This window comes from Saccharothrix sp. HUAS TT1 (assembly GCF_040744945.1).
Taxonomy (GTDB): domain Bacteria; phylum Actinomycetota; class Actinomycetes; order Mycobacteriales; family Pseudonocardiaceae; genus Actinosynnema.
The window spans coordinates 5,429,598-5,448,722 of the sequence record NZ_CP160453.1; the positions used below are offsets into that span (position 1 = coordinate 5,429,598).

Annotated in this window: 13 protein-coding genes; 8 read left to right on the plus strand and 5 right to left on the minus strand. The window is 73.6% G+C overall.

Annotation, left to right across the window (positions count from 1 at the left end):
- Positions 1 to 35 precede the first annotated feature (35 nt).
- From AB0F89_RS24570 to AB0F89_RS24585, 4 genes are all read right to left on the minus strand, one after another.
- Positions 36 to 1,445, minus strand: a complete 1,410-nt coding sequence (locus AB0F89_RS24570; RefSeq protein WP_367127931.1) for a protein kinase — start codon at positions 1,443 to 1,445, stop codon at positions 36 to 38.
- A 290-nt stretch (positions 1,446 to 1,735) separates the two neighbouring features.
- Positions 1,736 to 3,859 (minus strand): BTAD domain-containing putative transcriptional regulator, encoded by a 2,124-nt coding sequence (locus AB0F89_RS24575; protein WP_367127932.1) that lies wholly within the window; start codon positions 3,857 to 3,859, stop codon positions 1,736 to 1,738.
- 94 nt (positions 3,860 to 3,953) lie between these two features.
- Entirely contained in the window at positions 3,954 to 5,450 is a 1,497-nt protein-coding gene (locus tag AB0F89_RS24580; RefSeq protein ID WP_367127933.1) for an MFS transporter, read from the minus strand.
- Between the two features lie 36 nt (positions 5,451 to 5,486).
- Entirely contained in the window at positions 5,487 to 6,365 is an 879-nt protein-coding gene (locus AB0F89_RS24585; RefSeq protein ID WP_367127934.1) for an NAD(P)-dependent oxidoreductase, read from the minus strand.
- 146 nt (positions 6,366 to 6,511) lie between these two features.
- On the opposite strand from AB0F89_RS24585, the gene AB0F89_RS24590 reads away from it, so the two are divergent.
- Positions 6,512 to 9,700, plus strand: coding sequence for a BTAD domain-containing putative transcriptional regulator (locus tag AB0F89_RS24590; RefSeq protein ID WP_367127935.1), 3,189 nt, complete (start codon positions 6,512 to 6,514; stop codon positions 9,698 to 9,700).
- A gap of 60 nt (positions 9,701 to 9,760) precedes the next feature.
- Here the strand turns inward: AB0F89_RS24590 and AB0F89_RS24595 are convergent, their stop codons facing one another.
- Positions 9,761 to 10,819 carry an NAD(P)-dependent oxidoreductase gene (locus AB0F89_RS24595; protein WP_367127936.1) on the minus strand — a complete coding sequence of 353 codons (1,059 nt, stop codon included), beginning with the start codon at positions 10,817 to 10,819 and terminating at the stop codon, positions 9,761 to 9,763.
- Positions 10,820 to 10,959: 140 nt separating this feature from the next.
- Here AB0F89_RS24595 and AB0F89_RS24600 point away from each other — a divergent pair, with 140 nt between their 5' ends.
- From AB0F89_RS24600 to AB0F89_RS24630, 7 genes are all read left to right on the plus strand, one after another.
- A complete protein-coding gene (locus AB0F89_RS24600) occupies positions 10,960 to 12,516 on the plus strand; it encodes an aspartate aminotransferase family protein (protein WP_367127937.1) in 1,557 nt (518 codons plus the stop codon).
- Positions 12,513 to 13,769: a cytochrome P450 gene (locus AB0F89_RS24605; RefSeq protein WP_367127938.1), complete on the plus strand. Its 1,257-nt coding sequence runs from the start codon at positions 12,513 to 12,515 to the stop codon at positions 13,767 to 13,769. Before AB0F89_RS24600 ends, AB0F89_RS24605 begins: the two co-directional genes overlap by 4 nt.
- Positions 13,762 to 14,916, plus strand: a complete 1,155-nt coding sequence (locus tag AB0F89_RS24610; RefSeq protein WP_367127939.1) for an acyl-CoA dehydrogenase family protein — start codon at positions 13,762 to 13,764, stop codon at positions 14,914 to 14,916. Before AB0F89_RS24605 ends, AB0F89_RS24610 begins: the two co-directional genes overlap by 8 nt.
- A gap of 28 nt (positions 14,917 to 14,944) precedes the next feature.
- Positions 14,945 to 16,360: a flavin monoamine oxidase family protein gene (locus AB0F89_RS24615; protein WP_367127940.1), complete on the plus strand. Its 1,416-nt coding sequence runs from the start codon at positions 14,945 to 14,947 to the stop codon at positions 16,358 to 16,360.
- 30 nt (positions 16,361 to 16,390) lie between these two features.
- Positions 16,391 to 17,923 (plus strand): GMC family oxidoreductase, encoded by a 1,533-nt coding sequence (locus AB0F89_RS24620; protein ID WP_367127941.1) that lies wholly within the window; start codon positions 16,391 to 16,393, stop codon positions 17,921 to 17,923.
- Positions 17,924 to 18,115: 192 nt separating this feature from the next.
- Complete coding sequence (locus AB0F89_RS24625; protein ID WP_367127942.1) at positions 18,116 to 18,532, plus strand: nuclear transport factor 2 family protein; 417 nt, start codon at positions 18,116 to 18,118, stop codon at positions 18,530 to 18,532.
- A 64-nt stretch (positions 18,533 to 18,596) separates the two neighbouring features.
- Positions 18,597 to 19,121, plus strand: a complete 525-nt coding sequence (locus AB0F89_RS24630) for a flavin reductase family protein (RefSeq protein ID WP_367127943.1) — start codon at positions 18,597 to 18,599, stop codon at positions 19,119 to 19,121.
- The last annotated feature ends 4 nt before the right edge of the window (positions 19,122 to 19,125 follow it).

Below are 19,125 nucleotides of genomic sequence, written 5' to 3' on the forward strand. Positions count from 1 at the left end.
TGGCGGTGCAGCGGCACCTCTGACCGCACGTTTCATCACCCGCTGGACGTGCAGGTGACGTCCGGGCTGGGGGTGGCGGGGCCGTTGGCGGTGAAGCCGAACGTGGTGGAGCCCGCCACCGGCAGCTCGGCGTTGTGGTCGGCGTTGCTGACCGACACCGAGCCGTCGTCCACCCTGAGCGTGCCGTTCCACAGGTTGCTGATCGCGTGGCCGTCCGGCTGGGGCCAGGTGACGGTCCAGTCGGTCAGCGCGTGCTCGCCCGCGTTGCGCACGGTCACCTGGGCCTGGTAGCCGCCCGGCCAGGAGTTGGTGACGCCGAAGCGCGCGCTGCAGTCCGACGTCACGGGCACGATCGCGGGGCCGGTCGGGTCGGTGGTCGTGGTGGTGCCCGGGACGGTGGTCGACGTGCCGTCGGCGGTCGGCGGGACGGTGGTCGAGGTGCCGGCGACGGTCGTGCTCGGGTCCGGTCGGGCGGCGTTGTCGGGCGCCCGGTCCAGGCTCAGCCGGTTGCCGATCACGACACCGCCCACGACCAGCACCGCGGCCCCGGCGATCAGGGCCACCCGCCGCCACGGCGCCTGCCGTTCCGGCGGCGCGGGCAGCGGGCGCGTGTCGCCGGACTGCTGCGCCCACGGCAGCGGCCGGCCCTCGACCACCGCGCCCAGCAGGGCGTGCAGCTCGGCCATCGTCGGGCGCTCGGCCGGGTCGCGGCGCAGCACGTGCGCCAGCAGGTCGCCGAGCGGGCCGGGGAACCGCAGCGGCGCGACCTCGCCCTCCGACACGCGCCGCAGCAGCGCGTACGGGTTGTCCGTCGTCCCGAACGGCGGGTGGCCCTCCAGCGCCGTGTACAGCGTCGCGCCCAGCGAGTACACGTCCGACGCGAACACCGCGTCCTGACCGGCCGCCACCTCCGGCGCGAGGAACGCCGGTGTGCCGACCACGATCCGCGGGTCGGTCACGGTGCCCTCGCCGATCGCCCTGGCGATGCCGAAGTCGGCGATCTTCGCGGTGCCGTCCTCGCCGAGCAGGACGTTGAACGTGGTGACGTCCCGGTGCACGACCCCGGCCGCGTGCGCCGCCGCCAGCGCCGACGCCACCTGCCACCCGACGCCCGCCACCAGCTCCTCGGGCAGCGGCCCGCGCTCGTCGACCACCTCGGCCAGCGTCTGCGACGGCAGGTACTCCATCACCAGGCAGGGCTTGCCGCCGTGCTCCACGACGTCGTGCACGGTGACCGCGTGCGGGTGCCGCAACCGGGCGGCGACCCGCCCCTCGCGCACGATCCGCTCCACCGCCTCCGGCGAGCTGCCGGACCCGACGAACTTGACCGCGACCGCCCGGCCCAGCCGCTCGTCCCGCGCCCGCCAGACCACCCCGGAGGCCCCGCGCCCGATCAGCTCCACCAGGCGGTAACGCCCCGCGATGACCTCGTCCCGTTCCGACACAGCCAGAAGCTAACTCGTCACGAGCCCGTCGGGCCACCTCCACCCGGCCGGCGACCCGAAGAAGAGGTGGCGCGTTCGGCGCAGCACTGAATGCGCCGAAAGGGGTAGTGCGCGGTCGGACGTGGGTGTTCCGGCCGGTGAGCAGGCCGACCGCGCGATCCGGTCGGCCGGATCGCGCGGTCGCGACAAGGATGATCTGCGGCGGCCCGGCCTGCCGGGAGAGCGGCGAGGGCATCGACGGCCCACCGGGTGGACCGGCGCGCGGCGGGGCGCGGCCGGTCCGGTCCCGGTCAGACGCCGTTCGCGCCCGGCGGCAGCCCCGCCAGCGCCATGACGTGCGCCGCGCGCCGGTCCGGGCGCCGGAGCGCCAGTGGCGCGCCCTCCGGCTCCCGCCTCGGCCACGGGTCGGTCTCCCCGGCGCCGAACGGGCCGTTGTCCGCCGTGGACAGCATGACCCGGCGCAGTCGGTCGACCGTGCCGTCGCGGGGCGGGTCCAGGGTGATGGACGCCGCGTGCGGCTTGCCGCCGCCCCAGCTGGGCCTGCGGTCGCGCAGCGCGGGCGTCGCCGAGACGACCGCCAGCAGCGGCACGGGGTTGTCCGAGTCCGCCAGGCACTCCACCGCGTCCAGCACCTCCTCACCGGCCAGGTGCACGTCGCGCAGCACCACCACCAGCGGGTGGTCGCGGGCGACCAGTTCCAGGAACCGCCGCCACGCCGTCAGCGCCCCGCCGTCCGGCAGGGTCGGGTCGAACAGCGGCAGCAGCCGGGTCGCCAGCGCGTCCGCCTCCGCCCGGCCCACCGCGCACACCGTCGACGACAGCTTCGCCCGCACGGTGTCCAGCCCGTCCTCCGGCCGCACGCCGCAGTACCCGCGCAGCACGTCGGCCACCGCGCCCAGCGGCTCGCCGGGCACGACCCGGGTGTCCACCACGCACGCGCCGTCCACCGAACCGGCGAACCGGTCCAGGAACGCGTCCGGCTCACCCAGCACCGTCACCAGGTGCGGCGTCTCGCGGCGCAGGGTCCGGTCGAGCAGGCCGCGCACCACGGCCAGTTCGCTGTCGTGCTCGTCGGCGTGCGCGCGACACCCGGTGATCTCCCACGCGCCGTCCGCGGTCTCCGTGCCCTGGAACGCCGCACCGGTCAGCTCCCGGGTCTGCCCGCAGATCCACACCGCGCCCTCCGGCACGGACGACAGCACCTGGTGGCAGTGGTCGACCAGCGCGCCGTTGACCGTCGGCGGCGCGTCCCGCTCGGTCAGCACCAGCGCCTCGCCGGTCGCCACCGCGATGTGCACGGCGAGGCCGCGGCTCATCCCGTCGGCGAAGCAGTCCCGCAGCGCCAACGCCGCCCGCACGGCCCGCGCCTCGTCGTCACCGTGCGCGTACGGCCCGCCGAACACCGCCAGCGACGCCGAGCCGATGGACGTGGCTACCGTGCCGCCCAGCTCCTCGATGCCCGACCGCGCCATCGCCGTCGCCTCGGCCAGCGCGTGGTCGACCACGGCCGGGTCGACGTCGGTGATCCCGCTGCGCGGCCGGACCCGCACCAGCGCCACCGTCAGGCGCCGCCGCTGCGCCCCGGAGGACGTCCGGGGCGCCGGGATCGGCTCCACCGGCCGCAGGTGCCGGACCACGGCCTGCTTCCGCCCGGCGGGCAGCGCCAGCGACGGGTCGTGGGTGAGGATGGCCTGCTGCAACTTCTGCAGCGCCGGGCCCGGTTCCAGGCCCAGGTCCTCCACCAGCGACGTGCGCAGCCTGCTGTACACGGCCAGGGCGTCCGCGTGCCGCCCGCACCGGTACAGCGCCAGCATCAGCTGGCCGCACGACCGCTCGCGCAGCCGCTCCGCCTCGACCACCGCCTCCAGCTCGCCCAGCACGGACTGGTGCCTGCCGCACGCCAGCTCCGCGTCGAAGTAGTCCTCCATCGCGTCGAGCCGGGCGTTCTCCACGACGGTCAGCTCGGGCCAGCAGATGCCGCTCTCCACGAGGTCGGCCAGCGCCGCGCCGCGCCACGTGGCCAGCGCCTCGCGCAGCACCTTCGCCTCGACCTCGGGCCGGCCCCGCTCGGCACGGCCGCGCTCGGCGAGCTCGTGGAACCGGTACAGGTCCACCCGCGCCGGGTCCACCTGCAGGACGTAGCCGGGCGCCTGGGTGGACAGCCGGGGCGCGCCCGGCCCGTCGGTCGCCGACAGCGCGGCCCGCAGGCTCCACACCGCGTTCTGGAGCATCTTCCGCGCCGAGGCGGGTGGGTCCTCACCCGGCCACAGCGCGGACAGCAACTGGCTGGTCGGCACCACCTGGTTCGCCTTGAGCAACAGGAAGCCGAGCGTGGCGCGCTGCTTGATGCCGCCGAGCGCGATCGGTCGCCCGTCGTGCAGCACTTCCAGTGGACCCAGTAATCGGAACTCCATGGTTTCTATCCCCCAGCTGTCGTCGGACGGGCCGGAGCGGGTGGTCCCGCCCCGGCCGCCACGTGATCGGCGGCGTTGCCGAACCGACCACGCGTCAGGCGTTGCTCTTCTCCGCGGGGATCTCCCGCTCCGCCGAGGAACCGCGCACCAGCACCGCGGTCACCACCGCGATGGCCACCGTCGCCACCGCGCCCACCAGGCCGACCACGTTCAACCCGGAGGTGAACGCCGACCGCGCGGCCTCGACCACGTCCGCGCCGCCCACGGCCAGCGCTCCGGCCAGCGACTCCACCGCGTCGGCCGGGACGCCCTCGGGCAGCTGGGACCGGTACACCGCGGTGCCCACGCTGCCCAGCACCGCGACACCCAGCGCCAGGCCGAACTCCATGCTGGTCTCCGACATCGCCGCCGCGGACCCGGCCCGCTCGGCGGGCGCGGCGCCCACCACCAGCTCGGTGCCCAGCGCCATCATCGGCCCGATGCCCAGGTAGACCACGACCAGCCCGGTCACCACCAGCGCGAGGCCGCCCGGACCGTCCACGAACACCAGCAGCAGGTAGCCCACCGCCGACACCGCGAGCGCCGCCGCCACCAGCTTGCCGGGCGCGACCCGCTTCGCCAGCGCCGGCGCCACCATCGACGACGCGATCATCGCCACCGCCGAGGGCAGCAGCCACAGCCCGGCGGCCAGCGGCGAGTGGCCCTCGACCATCTGCAGGTACTGGGTCACGAACATGTAGACCACGCCGACGACCGCGAGGCCGACGAGCAGGGCCAGCAGCGCCCCCAGGAACGCCGGTCGCGAGAACAGCCGCACGTCCAGCAGCGGGTCCGGCAGCGACTTCTGCCGCCGCACGAACACCACGGCCAGCCCCAGGCCGACGACGATCGCCGCGATCGCGCCCAACCCGAGGCCGTCCGCCGCGACGACCTTGAGCCCGTAGATCACCGGCAGGATCGCCGCCAGCGACAGCAGCACGCTCACCAGGTCGATCCGACCCGGGTCGGGGTCGCGCGACTCGGGCAGCAGGATCGGCGCGGCCACCAGCAGCAGCACCATCACCGGCACCGCCAGCAGGAACACCGAGCCCCACCAGAACAGCTCCAGCAGCGCGCCGCCGATCAGCGGGCCCGCCGCCACGCCGACCGAGAAGCACGCCGCCCACACCGCGATCGCGACGCCGCGCTGGCCCGCGTCGTGGAACATGTTGGTGATCAGCGCCAGCGTCGAGGGCATCAGGGTCGCGCCCGCGATGCCCAGCAGGGCCCGCGCGCCGATCAGCATCGCCGGGTCGGTCGCGTACGCGGCGGCCACCGACGCCGCGCCGAACGCCAGCGCGCCGATCAGGAGCAGCTTGCGGCGGCCGATCCGGTCGCCGAGCGTGCCCATGGTGATCAGGAACCCGGCGATCATGAACCCGTACACGTCGATGATCCACAGGGTCTCGGCGCCGCTGGGGCGCAGGTCCGCGCCCAGGTGCGGCAACGCGAGGTAGAGCACCGTCGCGTCCACCGACAGCAGCAGCGTCGGCAGCGCGAGCACGGCGAGCCCGAGCCACTCCCTGGCCCCGGCTCGTTCGGTGCGTTCCATCGTCCTTCCCCTTCCAGCTCAGGCAAGTGAGCGTGCTCAGTCGGAGTGCGGGTCGCGCAGGACCTCGATCAGGCTGGCGAACCCGTCGCCCGCGTGTCCCCGGCGGATCGCCTGTTCCACCCGCGTCAGCAGGAAGCCCGGCAGCCCGTCGTCCACACCGCCCGTCCGGCTCGCGGCGAGCAGGCGCTCGACCACGACCGCCTGGTGGCCGAGCGTCGTGCCGGGGTACTCGCCCCGGTCGACGCCCGCCATCAGCTCGGGCACGGACCCGACGGCCCGCTGCAGCCACCGGGTGGCGTGCGGCAGGAAGTCGGTGGCGGCCAGGTGCTCGGACGACACCAGCGAGAGCCCGTGCAGCAGACCGGCCCACGCGCTCCACATCACGCCGTGCAACGCCATCTCGTACAGCGCGGGCAACCCGACGTCGTCGCCCAGGTAGGTGCAGGTGCCGCCCAACGCGGTCAGCGTCGGCTCGTGCTCCTGGTACAGCTCCTTCGGTCCTCCGTAGAACGTCAAAGTGGTGTCCGAACCCAGCTCTTCGGCCGTGGTGAGGATCGCCCCGTCGATGTAGCCGACGCCTCGCGAGGCCGCCCACGAAGCGGTGTCGCGGGCGTCTTCCGCAGTGCCCGCGGTGAGGTTCACGACCACTCGTCCGGTGGTGCCGTCCAGCGAGTTCACGATCTCCCGCATCGCGCGGTGATCGACTACGCGGACGACCACCAACGGGCTCGCCGACACGGCCTCTACCAGCGTCGCGGCCCGGATCGCGCCGTTGGCCGCCGGCTCTTCCGGACGCTGGTGGGAACGGTGCCAGACCGTTGTCCGGTGACCCGCTCCCACGAACGCCCGGGTGAGCGCCGACCCCATCGGCCCGAGGCCGATCACCGTCACAGGCGAACGGTCGCCCGCCGTCATCTCCGCCCCCCTCGTCCCGACGTCGTCACTGTGTCGTGGGACCCTCCCGATCGGCTCTCAGCGACCTCTCGGGGACCTCGGGGAGTGTTCGTGAGCACGCTCTCCGTTACAGATGACCTTGATCGTCAGCCGTTATGGTGTGTTTTGTGCGTTTCGGCATCCTGGGGCCCCTGACCGTCTGGACAGAGGACGACCGCGTCGTCCCTGTTCCGGGGGTGAAGGCGCGCACCCTCCTGGCGTGCCTCCTGGCGCACGGCGGCGGGGCGGTCTCGGCCGACCGCCTGGCCGAGGAGCTGTGGGGCGACTCGCCGCCGAGCAACCTGGCCGGCGCCCTGCACACCAAGGTCTGGCAGCTGCGCCGGGCGCTGGACGACGCGGAGCCGGGCGCGGGGGAGCTGGTGGTGTCCCGCCCGCCGGGCTACCTGCTGGACGTGACCGCCGGCGCGGTGGACGCCCGCCGGTTCGCCGCGCTGCTGGGCGCCGCCCACGAGAGCGCCGACCTGCGGGCCAAGGCGGCCCTGCTGGGCGACGCCCTCGCCCAGTGGCGAGGTCCGGCGCTCGCGGACTTCGTCGACGCCGACTTCGCCCAGCCGGTCGTGGCGCGGCTGGAGGAGCTGCGGCTCACCGCGCTGGAGGACCGGGCCGAGGTCATGCTGGGCCTCGGCGAGCACGGCCTGCTGGTCGGCGAGCTGGGCGACCTGCTGGCGCGGCACCCCCTGCGGGAACGGCTGCGCGCCGCGCACATGCGCGCCCTCTACGCCGCGGGCCGGCAGAGCGAGGCCCTGGCGAGCTTCGACGCCCTGCGCTCCACGTTGTCCGGGGAGCTGGGGCTGGAGCCGAGCGCCGAGCTGGTCGCGCTGCGCCAGGCGATCCTGGAGCGCGACCTCCGGCTCACCCCCATGCCGTCCCCGATCACGACGGCCGCCCGCCCGCTGACCAACCTGCCCGTGCAGATGACGCCGCTGATCGGCCGGGACGCGGCGATCGGGCAGGTGCGCGCGCTGCTGGACGCGAGCAGGCTGGTGACGCTCAACGGCATCGGCGGCGTCGGCAAGACCAAGCTGGCGCTGGCCGCCGCCGCCGAGGTCGCCGACCTCTACCCGGACGGGGTGTGGCTGGTCGAGCTGGCCACGCTGGAGTCGCCGGACGGCGTGGTGGAGGTCGTGGCGACCGTGCTGGGCGTGCGGGACGAGGTGACCGGCGCGGGACCGCCGGTCGCGCTGATCACGCGGTTGGCGGACGCGTTGCGCACCAAGCAGCTGCTGCTGGTGCTGGACAACTGCGAGCACGTGGTCGAGCGGGTCGCGGACGTGGCCGAGGTGCTGCTGATGGCCGCGCCCGGCGTGCGCATCCTGGCCACCAGCCAGGAGCCGCTGGGCATCGCGGGCGAGCGGCTGTGGACGGTGCCGCCGCTGACCCTGCCCGACGCCGACGGCGCGTCCACGGCGGTGGAGCTGTTCGTGGCGCGCGCGACGGCGGCGGCCCCGGACTTCGCGCTGGACGGGTCCACGGTGGACGGCGTGCACGCGATCTGCCGCCGGCTGGACGGCATCCCGTTCGCGCTGGAGCTGGCCGCGACCCGCGTGCGGGCGCTGGGCGTGCACGAGGTCGCGGCCCGCCTGCGGGACCGGTTCTCGCTGCTGACCGTCGGCAGGCGGGGCGCGCCCGCCCGGCAGCAGACGCTGCGGGCGGCGATCGACTGGAGCTGGGACCTGCTGTCGAACCGCGAGCGGGTGGTGCTGCGCAGGCTCTCGGCGTTCAGCGGCGGCTGCCCGCTGACCGCGGCGGAAGAGGTGTGCGCCGGCGACGGCATCGAGCAGGACGAGGTGGTCGACCTGGTGGCGCGGCTGGTGGACCGGAGCCTGGTGAGCGCTTCGGACGTGGCCGGGGCGCGCCGGTACCGGTTGCCCGAGTCGGTGTCCGCCTACTGCGCCGAGCGGCTGCGCGAAGCGGGGGAGAGCGATCGGACGCGGACCCGGCACGCCGCCTACCACGCCGACTTCGCCGTGCGGGTGATGGCGCACCTGCGCGGCCCCGACCAGCGCCGGTGGCTCGAACTGGCCGACGTCGAGGCGGCCAACTTCCGGGTCGCCCTGGACACCGCGGCGTACCAGGGCCGGGCGGACCTCGCGTTGCGCACGGTCAACGCGCTGGCCTGGTACTGGTTCCTGCGCGGGCGGCTCGGCGAAGCCACGCGCGCGTTCGTGGCGGCGTTGGCCATCGAAGGGCCTTCCGACCCGTCGGAGCGGGCCAAGGCGCTCGCGTGGCAGGCGGGGTTCAGCCTGCGCGCGGGCGAGTCGACCTACCCGCTGGAGAACTACGACGAGCTGGCCGACGAGATCGCCGACCCGCTGAGCCGGGCCACGGCGCGCTGGTTCCTCGGGTTCGCCCGCATCGGCTACGGCGACCAGGACAGCAGCGAGAAGCGCATCGACCGGGCGTTGGGCGAGTTCCGCTCGCTGGAGGACCGGTGGGGCATGGCGGCCGCGCTGGCCGCGCTGGCGACGCAGGCGGTGCTGCGCGGCGACCTGGACGCGACCCAGCAGTACGGCGAGGAGAGCGCCGCGCTGTTCCGCGACGTCGGCGACGGCTGGGGGCAGCTGCAGGCGGGTGACGCGCTGGCGTCGTTGGCGGAGGTGCGCGGTGACTACGACCACGCGGTGCGCGTGCACCGGGAGGGCCTGCGCATCGCCGAGACGCTGGGGCTGTGGTCGGAGGTGTCGACCAAGCTGTCCGGCCTGGCCCGGATCGGGCTGCTCAAGGGCGACTACGCCCAGGCGCGCGAGCTGCACGAGCGGGCGATGCGGCTGGCCGCCGAGCAGAGCTTCACCTTCGGCGAGCAGTTCGCCGAGGTCGGGCTGGGCCTGGGCGCGCGGAGGCAGGGCCGGTTGGACGCGGCCGAAGCGCACCTGCGGCGCTGGCTGGACTGGTGCCGCCAGCTGGACGGCGACGTCGGCGAGGCGTTGATCCTGGCCGAGCTGGGGTTCGTGGCCGAGCAGCGCGGTGACGCGGCCGGCGCGCTGGCGCTGCACCAGGAGGGGTACTCGGCGGCGAAGGCCACCGGCGACCCCCGGTCGCTGGCGCTGGCGCTGGAGGGCCTGGCGGGCGCGCTGGCGGTGGCCGGTCGGCACGTCGAGTCGGCCACCCTGCTCGGCGCCGCCACCGCCGCCCGCGAGAACGCCGGCGCGCCGCTGCCCGAGGCCGAGCGCGGCGACGTGACGCGGATCGAGAGCACGTTGCGCGCAGCGCTCGGCGACGGGTTCGCGGAGCACCACGAGCACGGTCGCGCGCTCGACCCCGTCACGGCGCACGCCCTGGTCGACCAGAGGAGCTGACCCCGCCCGTCCCGGCCCGCTCCCCGCCGGCCGGGCGGCGGGCGTGCGCCGCGACCGGGACTACTCGGCGGCGGGCTTGCGCAGCACCTCGAACAGCGACCCGAAGCCGCTGCCCGCGTGACCGCGCTTGATCGCCTCCTGGGCCCGCTGCTTGAGGAATTCCGGCAGCGCGACGTCCACGCCCTGCGCGCGGCTCGCGTCCACCAGGTGCTCGATCGCGATGGCCTGCATGCCGAGCGCGGACCCCTCGTCGGGGTAGCTGCCCGCGTCGACCTGGCCCGCGATGCCGGGCACCTCGGGCGCGATCACGTGCTCGAACCACGCCTGCGCGTACGGCAGGAACGCCTCGGCCGAGACGTTCTCCGACTTCACCAGGGCCAGCGAGTGCATGTAGCCCGCCCAGGTCGTCCACATCAGGCCGAGCAGCGCGACGTCGTACAGCGACGGCAGGCCCGCGTCCTCGCCGAGGTAGGTGCCCGCGCCGGCGATCGTGGCCAGGCTCTCGGCGTGGGCGTCGTAGGCGCCCTGCGGGCCGCCGTAGAAGATGAGCGCTTCGTCCGAGCCGATCATCGGGGGGATGGCCATGATCGCGCCGTCCACGTAGTCGACGCCGCGCCCGGCCGCCCACCCGGCCGTCTCGCGGGCCTCCTCCGGGGTGCCCGAGGTGAGGTTGACGACGGTGCGACCGGCGAGCGCGTCGCCGAGCGGGTCGAAGAGCTCGCGCATCGCGTGGTAGTCGAGCACGCACACCACGACCAGGTCGCTCGCGGCCACCGCCTCGGCGACCGTGGCGGCCCGGACGGCGCCCGAGGCGACCAGGTCGTCGGCCTTCTCGGGGGTGCGGTTCCAGACGGTGGTCGAGTGGCCCTTGGCCACGAAGGACTTCGCGAGCGCCGAGCCCATGGACCCCAGGCCGATCACTGTCACCGGTGCGCGGTTGTCCGAAGTCATCTGCAGGTTCTCCTCATGCTGTTCTGGTTCGACGGGGGGCGGCTGGTGCTCCCGCCGTCGTTCGCCTACCGCCCGTCCAGTCTGACGCGCCGCCCTCTCGGCCTTCTCTCGAACCGCTCCGGCACGTGCGAGAGGTCCGCGGCGGCGGCCGGGTAATCGCCCGCTCATCGTCCGGTCATCGCCCGCTCACCGGGGACCCCGGTGAACCCTCGATGACCGGCACCCGCCCCCACCTGCGATAGAACAGCGTCGCTCGCCGAAACCGCGGGCGGCCCTCCCCTCACCATTCACGTCGATCGGAGTGAGAAATGAGCGCTTCTCCCGGTGCGCCCGAATTCGCGGACTCCTACCTCGTCGAAGTGCTGTCGGAGTTCGGCCTGGCGCTGAAGTACGTGCGCGCCGAAGGCAACACGCTGTACTACCTGGCAGACGACGGCAGCGAGGTCGGCGTGTTCGACGCCGCCAGCGGGTTCGGATCGCTGATGTTCGGGCACAACAACCCCGAGCTGGTCGAGCACGCCAAGTGGCTGCTCGACCAGCAGACCCCGGTGCACGCGCAGTTCTCCGGCTACTCCTACGCGATCAACCTCGCGGCCAAGCTGAACGAGATCGTGCGCCGCGAGCTGAAGACCGAGGACAAGTTCTACGGCCTGTTCGGCAATTCCGGCGCCGAGGCCGTGGAAATCACGATCAAGCACGCCGAACTCGACCGCGGCATGCGGATCAAGGAGCTGAAGGCGGGCATCGAGAGCAACATCGAGGCCGCCCGCTCCGCCGTCGAGGGCGGCGCCCGCGTCTCGGAGGCCGCCGCCGCGCTGGCCGGCGGCGCCGACTTCGACCGGCTCGTCACCGAGGTGCGCCGCCGCAACGCCGAGACCGAGGCCCGCCCGCCGCTGTTCCTCGCGCTGGAGGGCGGTTTCCACGGCAAGCTCGTCAGCAGCGTCCAGCTCACCTTCAACGAGGAGTTCCGCGGCCCGTTCAAGTCGCTCGCCGCGCAGGCCCGGTTCATCCCGCGCGAGCGCCCGGAGATGATCTCGAAGGTCGTCGAGGAGGAGCGGGCCGCGCTGCTGGACGTCGTCGTGCAGGACGGCGTGGTCGACCTGGTCGAGCGCGACTTCCCGGTGTTCGCGGCGTTCCTGGTCGAGCCGATCCTGGGCGAGGCGGGCATCTACCCGATGACCCGCGAGCTGGCGCGGGCCCTGCGGGAGGCGTGCGACACCATCGGCGTGCCGCTGGTGTCCGACGAGATCCAGTCCGGCATGGGCCGCTCCGGCACGTTCCTCGCGGGCACCCAGATCGACCTCAAGCCCGACTACATCATCCTGGCCAAGGCCCTGGGCGGCGGTCTGGCGAAGCTCGGCGTGGTGCTGGTGAACGAGCACCGCTACCGCAAGGACTTCGAGCTGATGCACACCTCGACGTTCGGCCGCGACGGCTTCTCCAGCCGCCTGGCGCTGAAGTTCCTGGAGATGCTGGAGGCCGACGGCGGCAAGGCCTACCAGCTCGCGGCGGAGCGCGGCGCGAAGGCGAAGGCCATGATGGAGGCGATCAAGGCCGACTACCCGGACGTCGTCAAGGAGGTCCGCGGCAAGGGCCTCATGCTCGGCTTCGAGCTGCACGACCAGGGCAAGTCGGCCTCGGCGGCGATCCGCGAGGCGGTCGAGTACGAGGCGCTGGCGTTCGTCATCGGCGGCCACCTGCTGCGCAAGCACCGCATCCGCATCTTCTCCACCGCCTCCAACCTGGAGACGATGCGCTTCGAGCCGTCGATCCACCTCAGCGACGAGGAACTCGCCCAGGTCGACGCGGGCTTCCGCGACGTGTGCCAGATCCTCCGCGAGCAGGACGCGGACAAGTTCGCGTGACCAGCCGACTGAGCTACCCGGTCATCGACACGGCCGGGCGCGACCTCCACGGCGAGTCCGAGCGCCTGCGCGCGCTCGGCCGCGCCGTGCGGGTCGAGCTGCCCGGCGACGTGATCGCGTGGTGGGTCACCGACCACGCGCTCGTCAAACAACTCCTCACCGACCCGCGGGTGTCCCGCGACACCTACCGGCACTGGCCCGCGTGGGGTGGCGGCGAGAGCGAGCTGGCCCAGACCTGGTCGCTCGCGATGTGGGTCGCCGACCGCAACATGATCACCGCGTACGGCGCGGAGCACACCCGGCTGCGCAAGCTGGTCGCCAAGGCGTTCACCGCCCGCCGCACGCAGGCGATGCGCCCGCGCATCGAGGCGATCACCGAGGAGCTGCTGGCGGACCTCGCGGCGGCGCCCGCGGGCGAGGTCGTCGACCTGCGCGAGCGGTTCGCCTACCCGTTGCCGGTGCGGGTGATCTCGGAGCTGCTGGGCATCCCGGACGAGATCCGCGGCCCGCTGCTGCGGTCGGTGCACGAGATCATGGACACCTCCGCCGGTCCCGAGCAGGTCAAGGCCAACGAGCTGGAGCTGTACCGGCTGATGCACGAGCTGGTCGCGATCAAGCGCACCCGGCCCGGCGACGACGTGACCACCGGCCTGATCCAGGCCCACGACGAGGACGGCGGCCACCTCAGCGAGCGCGAGCTCGTCGACACGGTCCTGCTGATGTTCACCGCGGGCCACGAGACGACGGTGAACCTGCTCGACCAGACCATCGCCCTGCTGCTGACCCACCCCGCCCAGCGCGCCGCCGTGCTCGACGGCGCGCTGGCGTGGGAGGACGTGGTCGAGGAGTCGCTGCGGCTGGAGGCGCCGTTCCCGAACCTGCCGCTGCGCTACGCCGTGGAGGACATCGACCTCGGCGACGCGTTCATCCCGAAGGGCGACCCGATCGTCATCGCGTTCGGCGCGGCCGGGCGCGACCGGAAGGTGCACGGCGAGACCGCCGCCGAGTTCGACCCGACCCGACCCACCCGCCGCGACCACCTCGCGTTCGGCCACGGCGTGCACCACTGCCTGGGCGCACCGCTCGCGCGCCTGGAAGCCGCGATCGGCCTGCCCGCCCTGTTCGCCCGGTTCCCGCGGCTGCGGCTCGCGGTGCCGGCCGACGAGCTGCGCCCGTTGGGGTCGTTCATCTCCAACGGCCACGAGACGTTGCCCGTAGTGCTGACCCGAAGCGGGGAGGAAAGCCATGAGTGAAGTGCTGGACGCGGTCCGGGACCTCGTGCCGAGGCTGCGCGAGAACGGTGTGGAGGCCGAGGAGAACCGCTGGATCCCCGAGGAGAACGTCGACCTGCTCGACAAGGCGGGCGTCTTCTCGATGGCGGTCCCGCGCCGGTTCGGCGGCCTGGACCTGCCGGTGGCCGAGCAGATCGCCGTGCTGACCGAGATCGCCCGCGGCTGCGGCTCGACGGCGTGGACGTCGGTGGCCTGGGTGTCGAGCACCTGGATGGCCACGCTGTACCCCGACCAGGCGCAGGAGGAGATCTTCGCCGGCGGGTCGGTGCGCATCTCCGGCGGCTTCACGCCCACCGCGAAGGCCACGCCCACCGACGGCGGCTACCTCCTCAACGGGTCCTGGCGGTTCAACACCGGCTGCCGCGGCGCGCACTGGGACCTGCTGGCCGCGATCGTCGAGCACCCCGACGGCGCCGAGGAGGAGGTGTTCGCGATGGTACCCATGTCGGAGCTGACCATCGCGGACGACTGGCACGTGTCCGCCGCCGCGGGCACCGGCAGCTCCACCACCACCGCCAAGGACGTGTTCGTGCCCGCGCACCGCGTCGTCACCGGCGAGGACGCCCTGATGGAGGGCGTGCCGGGCCGCACGCCCACGGCGCCGGGTCGGGCCTACAGCCTGATCAGCTACGTCGTCGCGGAGTCCGTCGCCGCCTACATCGGCATGGCCAAGGGCGCGCTGGAGGTCTTCCTGGAGCGCCTGCCCGGCCGCGGCCTGGCCTACACGTCGTGGACCGACCAGCGGCAGCACCCGTTGACGCAGCACCGCGTCGCGCTGGCGGCGAACAAGATCGCCGCGGCCGAAGCGCTGTCCGCGTCCTACGTGGACGTGCTCCAGCGGCGCGCCGACGCGGGCGAGCAGCCGACGTGGGAGGAGAAGGCGGCGGTCCGCGGCCAGGCGGGCACGGCGATCCTGCTGGTCAAGGAGGCCGTCGAAGGGCTGCAGACCATCGCGGGCGCGTCCGCGCTGAGCAAGTTCGCCGCGTTCCAGCGCTTCCACCGCGACCTGCTCGGCCTGTCCACGCACGGCCTCATGTCGCCCGACATGGGCCTGGAGGTGCACGGGCGGGTCCTGGTCGGCCTCGACCCCGAAACCCCGTTCCTGTAGCAGAGATCCCACTGGGGGAAAGAGAAAGATGAGCGAGTTGGTCAAGACCGCCGGCCCTACGCGCCGCGGCTTCCTCAAGGCGCTGGCCACGACCACGGTCGTGGGCAGCGCCCTGCCGCCCGCCGTCGCGTCGGCGGCCGGTCCCGGCGCCCGGTCCACCCACGACGTGATCGTCGTGGGCGCCGGGTTCGCCGGGGTCACCGCGGCCCGGGAACTGGGCCGCCGGGGCCTGCGGGTCCTGGTGCTGGAGGCGCGGGACCGCATCGGCGGCCGGACGTGGACGACCACGTTCGAGGGCGAGCAGGTCGAGCTGGGCGGCACGTGGGTCGACCCGTTGCAGACCACGGTGTGGAACGAGATCGAGGCGCAGCGCATCGGCTTCGTCGCCGACGCGAGTGCGGAGCGGACGCTCTTCCCGACGGAGAACGGGTTCGGGTTCTTCTCGCCGGAGGAGGCGTTCGGCCGGCAGGGCGAGCTGCTGACGCGGTTCAGCGAACGCGCGCGCGAGCTGTTCCCCAACGCCTACGACCCGCTGGCGCGGGCCGACCTGCTCCAGGCGCCGGACGCGCTGACGATCCGCCAGCACCTGGATTCCATGAGGCTGTCGGCGCTGGACGAGAAGTGGCTCTCCGGCGCGACCGGCGGGCTGGGCGGCGGTTCGACGCGGGGCGCCTACACGCAGTTCCTGCACTGGTGGGCGTTGTGCAACTACAACGCCGAACAGTACTACGGCATCAACACCTACAAGCCCGCCAGCGGCATGAACGGCCTGGCGCGGTCGATCCTGGCCGAGTCGCGGGCGGAGGTGCGGCTGAACTCGCCGGTCAGGTCGATCGCCGACAACGGCGGGCAGGTCACCGTGCGCACCGTCGCGGGAGCCGTGCACACGGCGGCGGCCGTGGTCGTGGCCGTCCCGGTGAACGTGTGGCGCACCATCGAGTTCGCGCCCGGCCTGTCGGCGGCCAAGCTGCAGGCGTCGCGCGAGACGATCGGCGTGCCGAACGCGAAGAAGCTGTGGATGCACGTGGCCTCCTCGATCGGCAACACCTACGTGCACGCCCCGGAAGGCGACTACCCCGTCGACACGCTGCTGCCGTACAAGCAGACGTCCCGGGGCTGGTTGATGATCGGGTTCAGCGGCGACCCGCGGCTCGACGTGAACAACGCCGCACAGGTGCAGGAGGCGGTCCGGCTGATCGTGCCCGACGCCAGGGTGCTGTCGGTGAAGGGCCACAACTGGGGCGGCGACCGCTTCGCCCTGGGCGGCTGGTCGTTCCGGCGGCCCCGGCAGCTGACCGGCCTGCTGCGCGCGGTTCAGCAGCCGCAGGGCCGGATCTCGTTCGCCACCAGCGACATCGCCTCCGGCTGGAGCGGCTACGTGGAAGGGGCGATGGAGTCCGGCCTGGTGGCCGCGGACCAAGTGACGCGCCGCGTGCTGCGCTGACGCGTCGGACCGCTCGTGGGAGGAGTTGCCGTGGTGGAAGCGGAGGAGTTCGACTACGTCGTGGTCGGCGCGGGTTCGGCGGGCAGCGCGGTCGCGGCGCGGCTGTCCGAGGACCCTGCCGTCACCGTCGCCCTGGTGGAGGCGGGCGGCCCGGACGACCACCCGGGCATCGCGGTCCCGCTGGGCGCGCTGGAGCTGTTCGGGTCGGAGGTCGACTGGGACTTCACCACCGCGCCGCAGCCCGGTCTGGGCGGGCGGGAGGTGCCGTGGCCGCGCGGCCGGGTGCACGGCGGCTCGTCGGCCACCAACTTCCAGATGTGGGTGCCCGGCCACGCGGCCGACTTCGAGGACTGGCACCCGTCCTGGTCGTGGGACCACGTGCGGCCGTACTTCCGGCGGGCCGAGCGCTGGGCGGGTGAGCGCGAGGCCGGTCCCGGGTTCGGCGCCGCCGGGCCGCTGTGGATCTCACCGCAGCGCGACCCGGACCCGAGCAGCGCGAGGTTCCTCGACGCGTGCGCGGAGGTGGGTCTCAAGCCCGTCGAGGGCGGGCTGAGCGGGCCCGACAACACCGGGTGCGCGCTCACGCCCGTGACCCAGCGCGAGGGCGTCCGGTGGAGTTCGGCCGACGGCTACCTCAAGCCCGCGCTGGGCCGGTCGAACCTGACCGTGCTCAGCGGGCGGCAGGCCGAGCGGGTCGTGCTCGACGCGGGAGGCCGGGCCGTCGGCGTGCGACTGGCGGACCGGGCCCTCAACGCGCGCCGCGAGGTCGTGCTGTGCGCGGGCGCGGTCGGGTCGCCGCACCTCCTGCTGCTGTCCGGGATCGGACCGGCGGACGAGCTGCGCGCGGCGGGCGTCACCCCCCGGGTGGACCTGCCCGGCGTGGGTCGCGGGCTGCACGACCACATGATCCTCGACCTGGCCGTGCACGCGCCGGGCGCCACCCGCTTCCTGGAGGACGGCCGCGAGCGGTACGAGCGCGACCGCACCGGGCCGCTGAGCTCGAACATCGCCGAGGCGGTCGCGTTCCTGCGCGCCGACGGCGGCGACGGGCCGCCGGACCTGGAGCTGATCTGGTCGCCGATGGCGTTCTCCGAGGAGGGCGAGTTCATCCCCGGCTACACCGTGGGCGTGGTGCTGCTGCGCCCGGAGAGCCGGGGACGGCTCACCCTGGCGTCGGCGGACCCGGCCGTGCCGCCGCTCATCGACCCCGGCTACCTCACCGCGGAAGCCGACGTGCGCACGTACGTCGCCGGGGTGCGGTTCGCCGAACGCATCCTCGCCGCGGCGGCGCTGGGCGACCTGCACGACGGGCCGGTCGCGCCGTGGCCCGCCGGCGCCGGGGTGGCCGACTACGTCCGGGAGCGCGCGAGCACCGTGTTCCACCCGGTCGGCTCGTGCCGGATGGGCGACGTGGTCGACGAACGGCTGCGGGTGCGCGGCGTGCCGGGGTTGCGCGTGGTCGACGCGTCGGTGATCCCCGCGGCGCCGCGCGGCCACACCCACGCCCACGCCGTGATGATCGCCGAACGAGCCGCCGACCTGCTCCGCGAAGACCGCGGCTGACCACCGGTCCCACCACCCCGACGACCCGCGCGCCAACCGGCGCGCGGGTCGTCGGCGCATTTCGACCGGAAATGCGCGGCTGATTGCCAAATGAGCGGCCAGTTATTCCTCGGTGAGCGGTCGGGCACGCGGCAGCCATTAGCGTGTTCGGTGGGCCAAGCGGAATCCGTGAGGAAAGCGAGGACTCTCCCTATGACCGCCCAGATCGACTTGCAGAACCTTGACCTGACCGACGACCCCGATACCCAGAACGACGTTTTCCTGGCCGCGTTCAACTCGGGTCAGGGCGCGATCTTCGACAGCCTGTACCGGGACGACTCGATTTCCAACCTGTCCGGCGGACCGCTCAACGGCCAGGCGCGCACCGAGGCCATCGTCGCGCTGCTGGCGACCAAGCCGAAGCTGAAGTCCAAGGTCAAGGCCAACTTCACGGCGGGCGACACGTCGCTGATCATCGTGGAGTACGACCTGGAGATCACCAAGGAGGACGGCGCCAAGCAGCGCATCCTCGGCAAGTGCACCGACGTGCTGGTGCGCGGCGAGGACGGCAAGTGGATCATGGCGATCGACCGCCCGGTCGCCGACAGCGTCGAGGACATCCAGGGCTGAGCCGCCCGCGCGGACCGCGTCGTCCGGCGCGGTCCGCGCCCTGTTCGCGGGAAGGACGTGTGCGATGGAACTGGCACCCGAGCTGACCGGGGTGTCCCCGACCGAGATGCGCTCCACGCTCGCCCGCTTCGCCACCGGCGTCGTCGTGCTGACCGTCGGTGGCGAGCACATGCACGGGATGACCGCCAACGCCTTCAGCTCCGTGTCGCTGGACCCGCCGCTGGTGCTGTGCTGCGTCGCGCGCACGGCCGCCATGCACGGCGCGATCACCGCGGCGGGGCACTTCGCCACCTCCGTGCTGAGCGGTGACCAGGAGGCCAGCGCCCGTTGGTTCGCCGCCCGCGACCGGCCCCTGGGCCCCGCCCAGTTCGACCGGGTCGACTGGACGGCCGGGCCGGTCACCGGCGCGCCGGTGCTGGCCGACTCGCTGGCGTGGCTGGAGTGCGAGCTGGCCGACGTGCACGAGGCGGGCGACCACACCGTGTTCTTCGGCCGGGTGCTGCGCGCCGGTCGCGGCGACGGCCGGGAGGGGTTGCTGTTCTTCGACGGAGGGTTCCGGCAGGTCGAGACGAGCGAAGGGCCACGATGAGCAT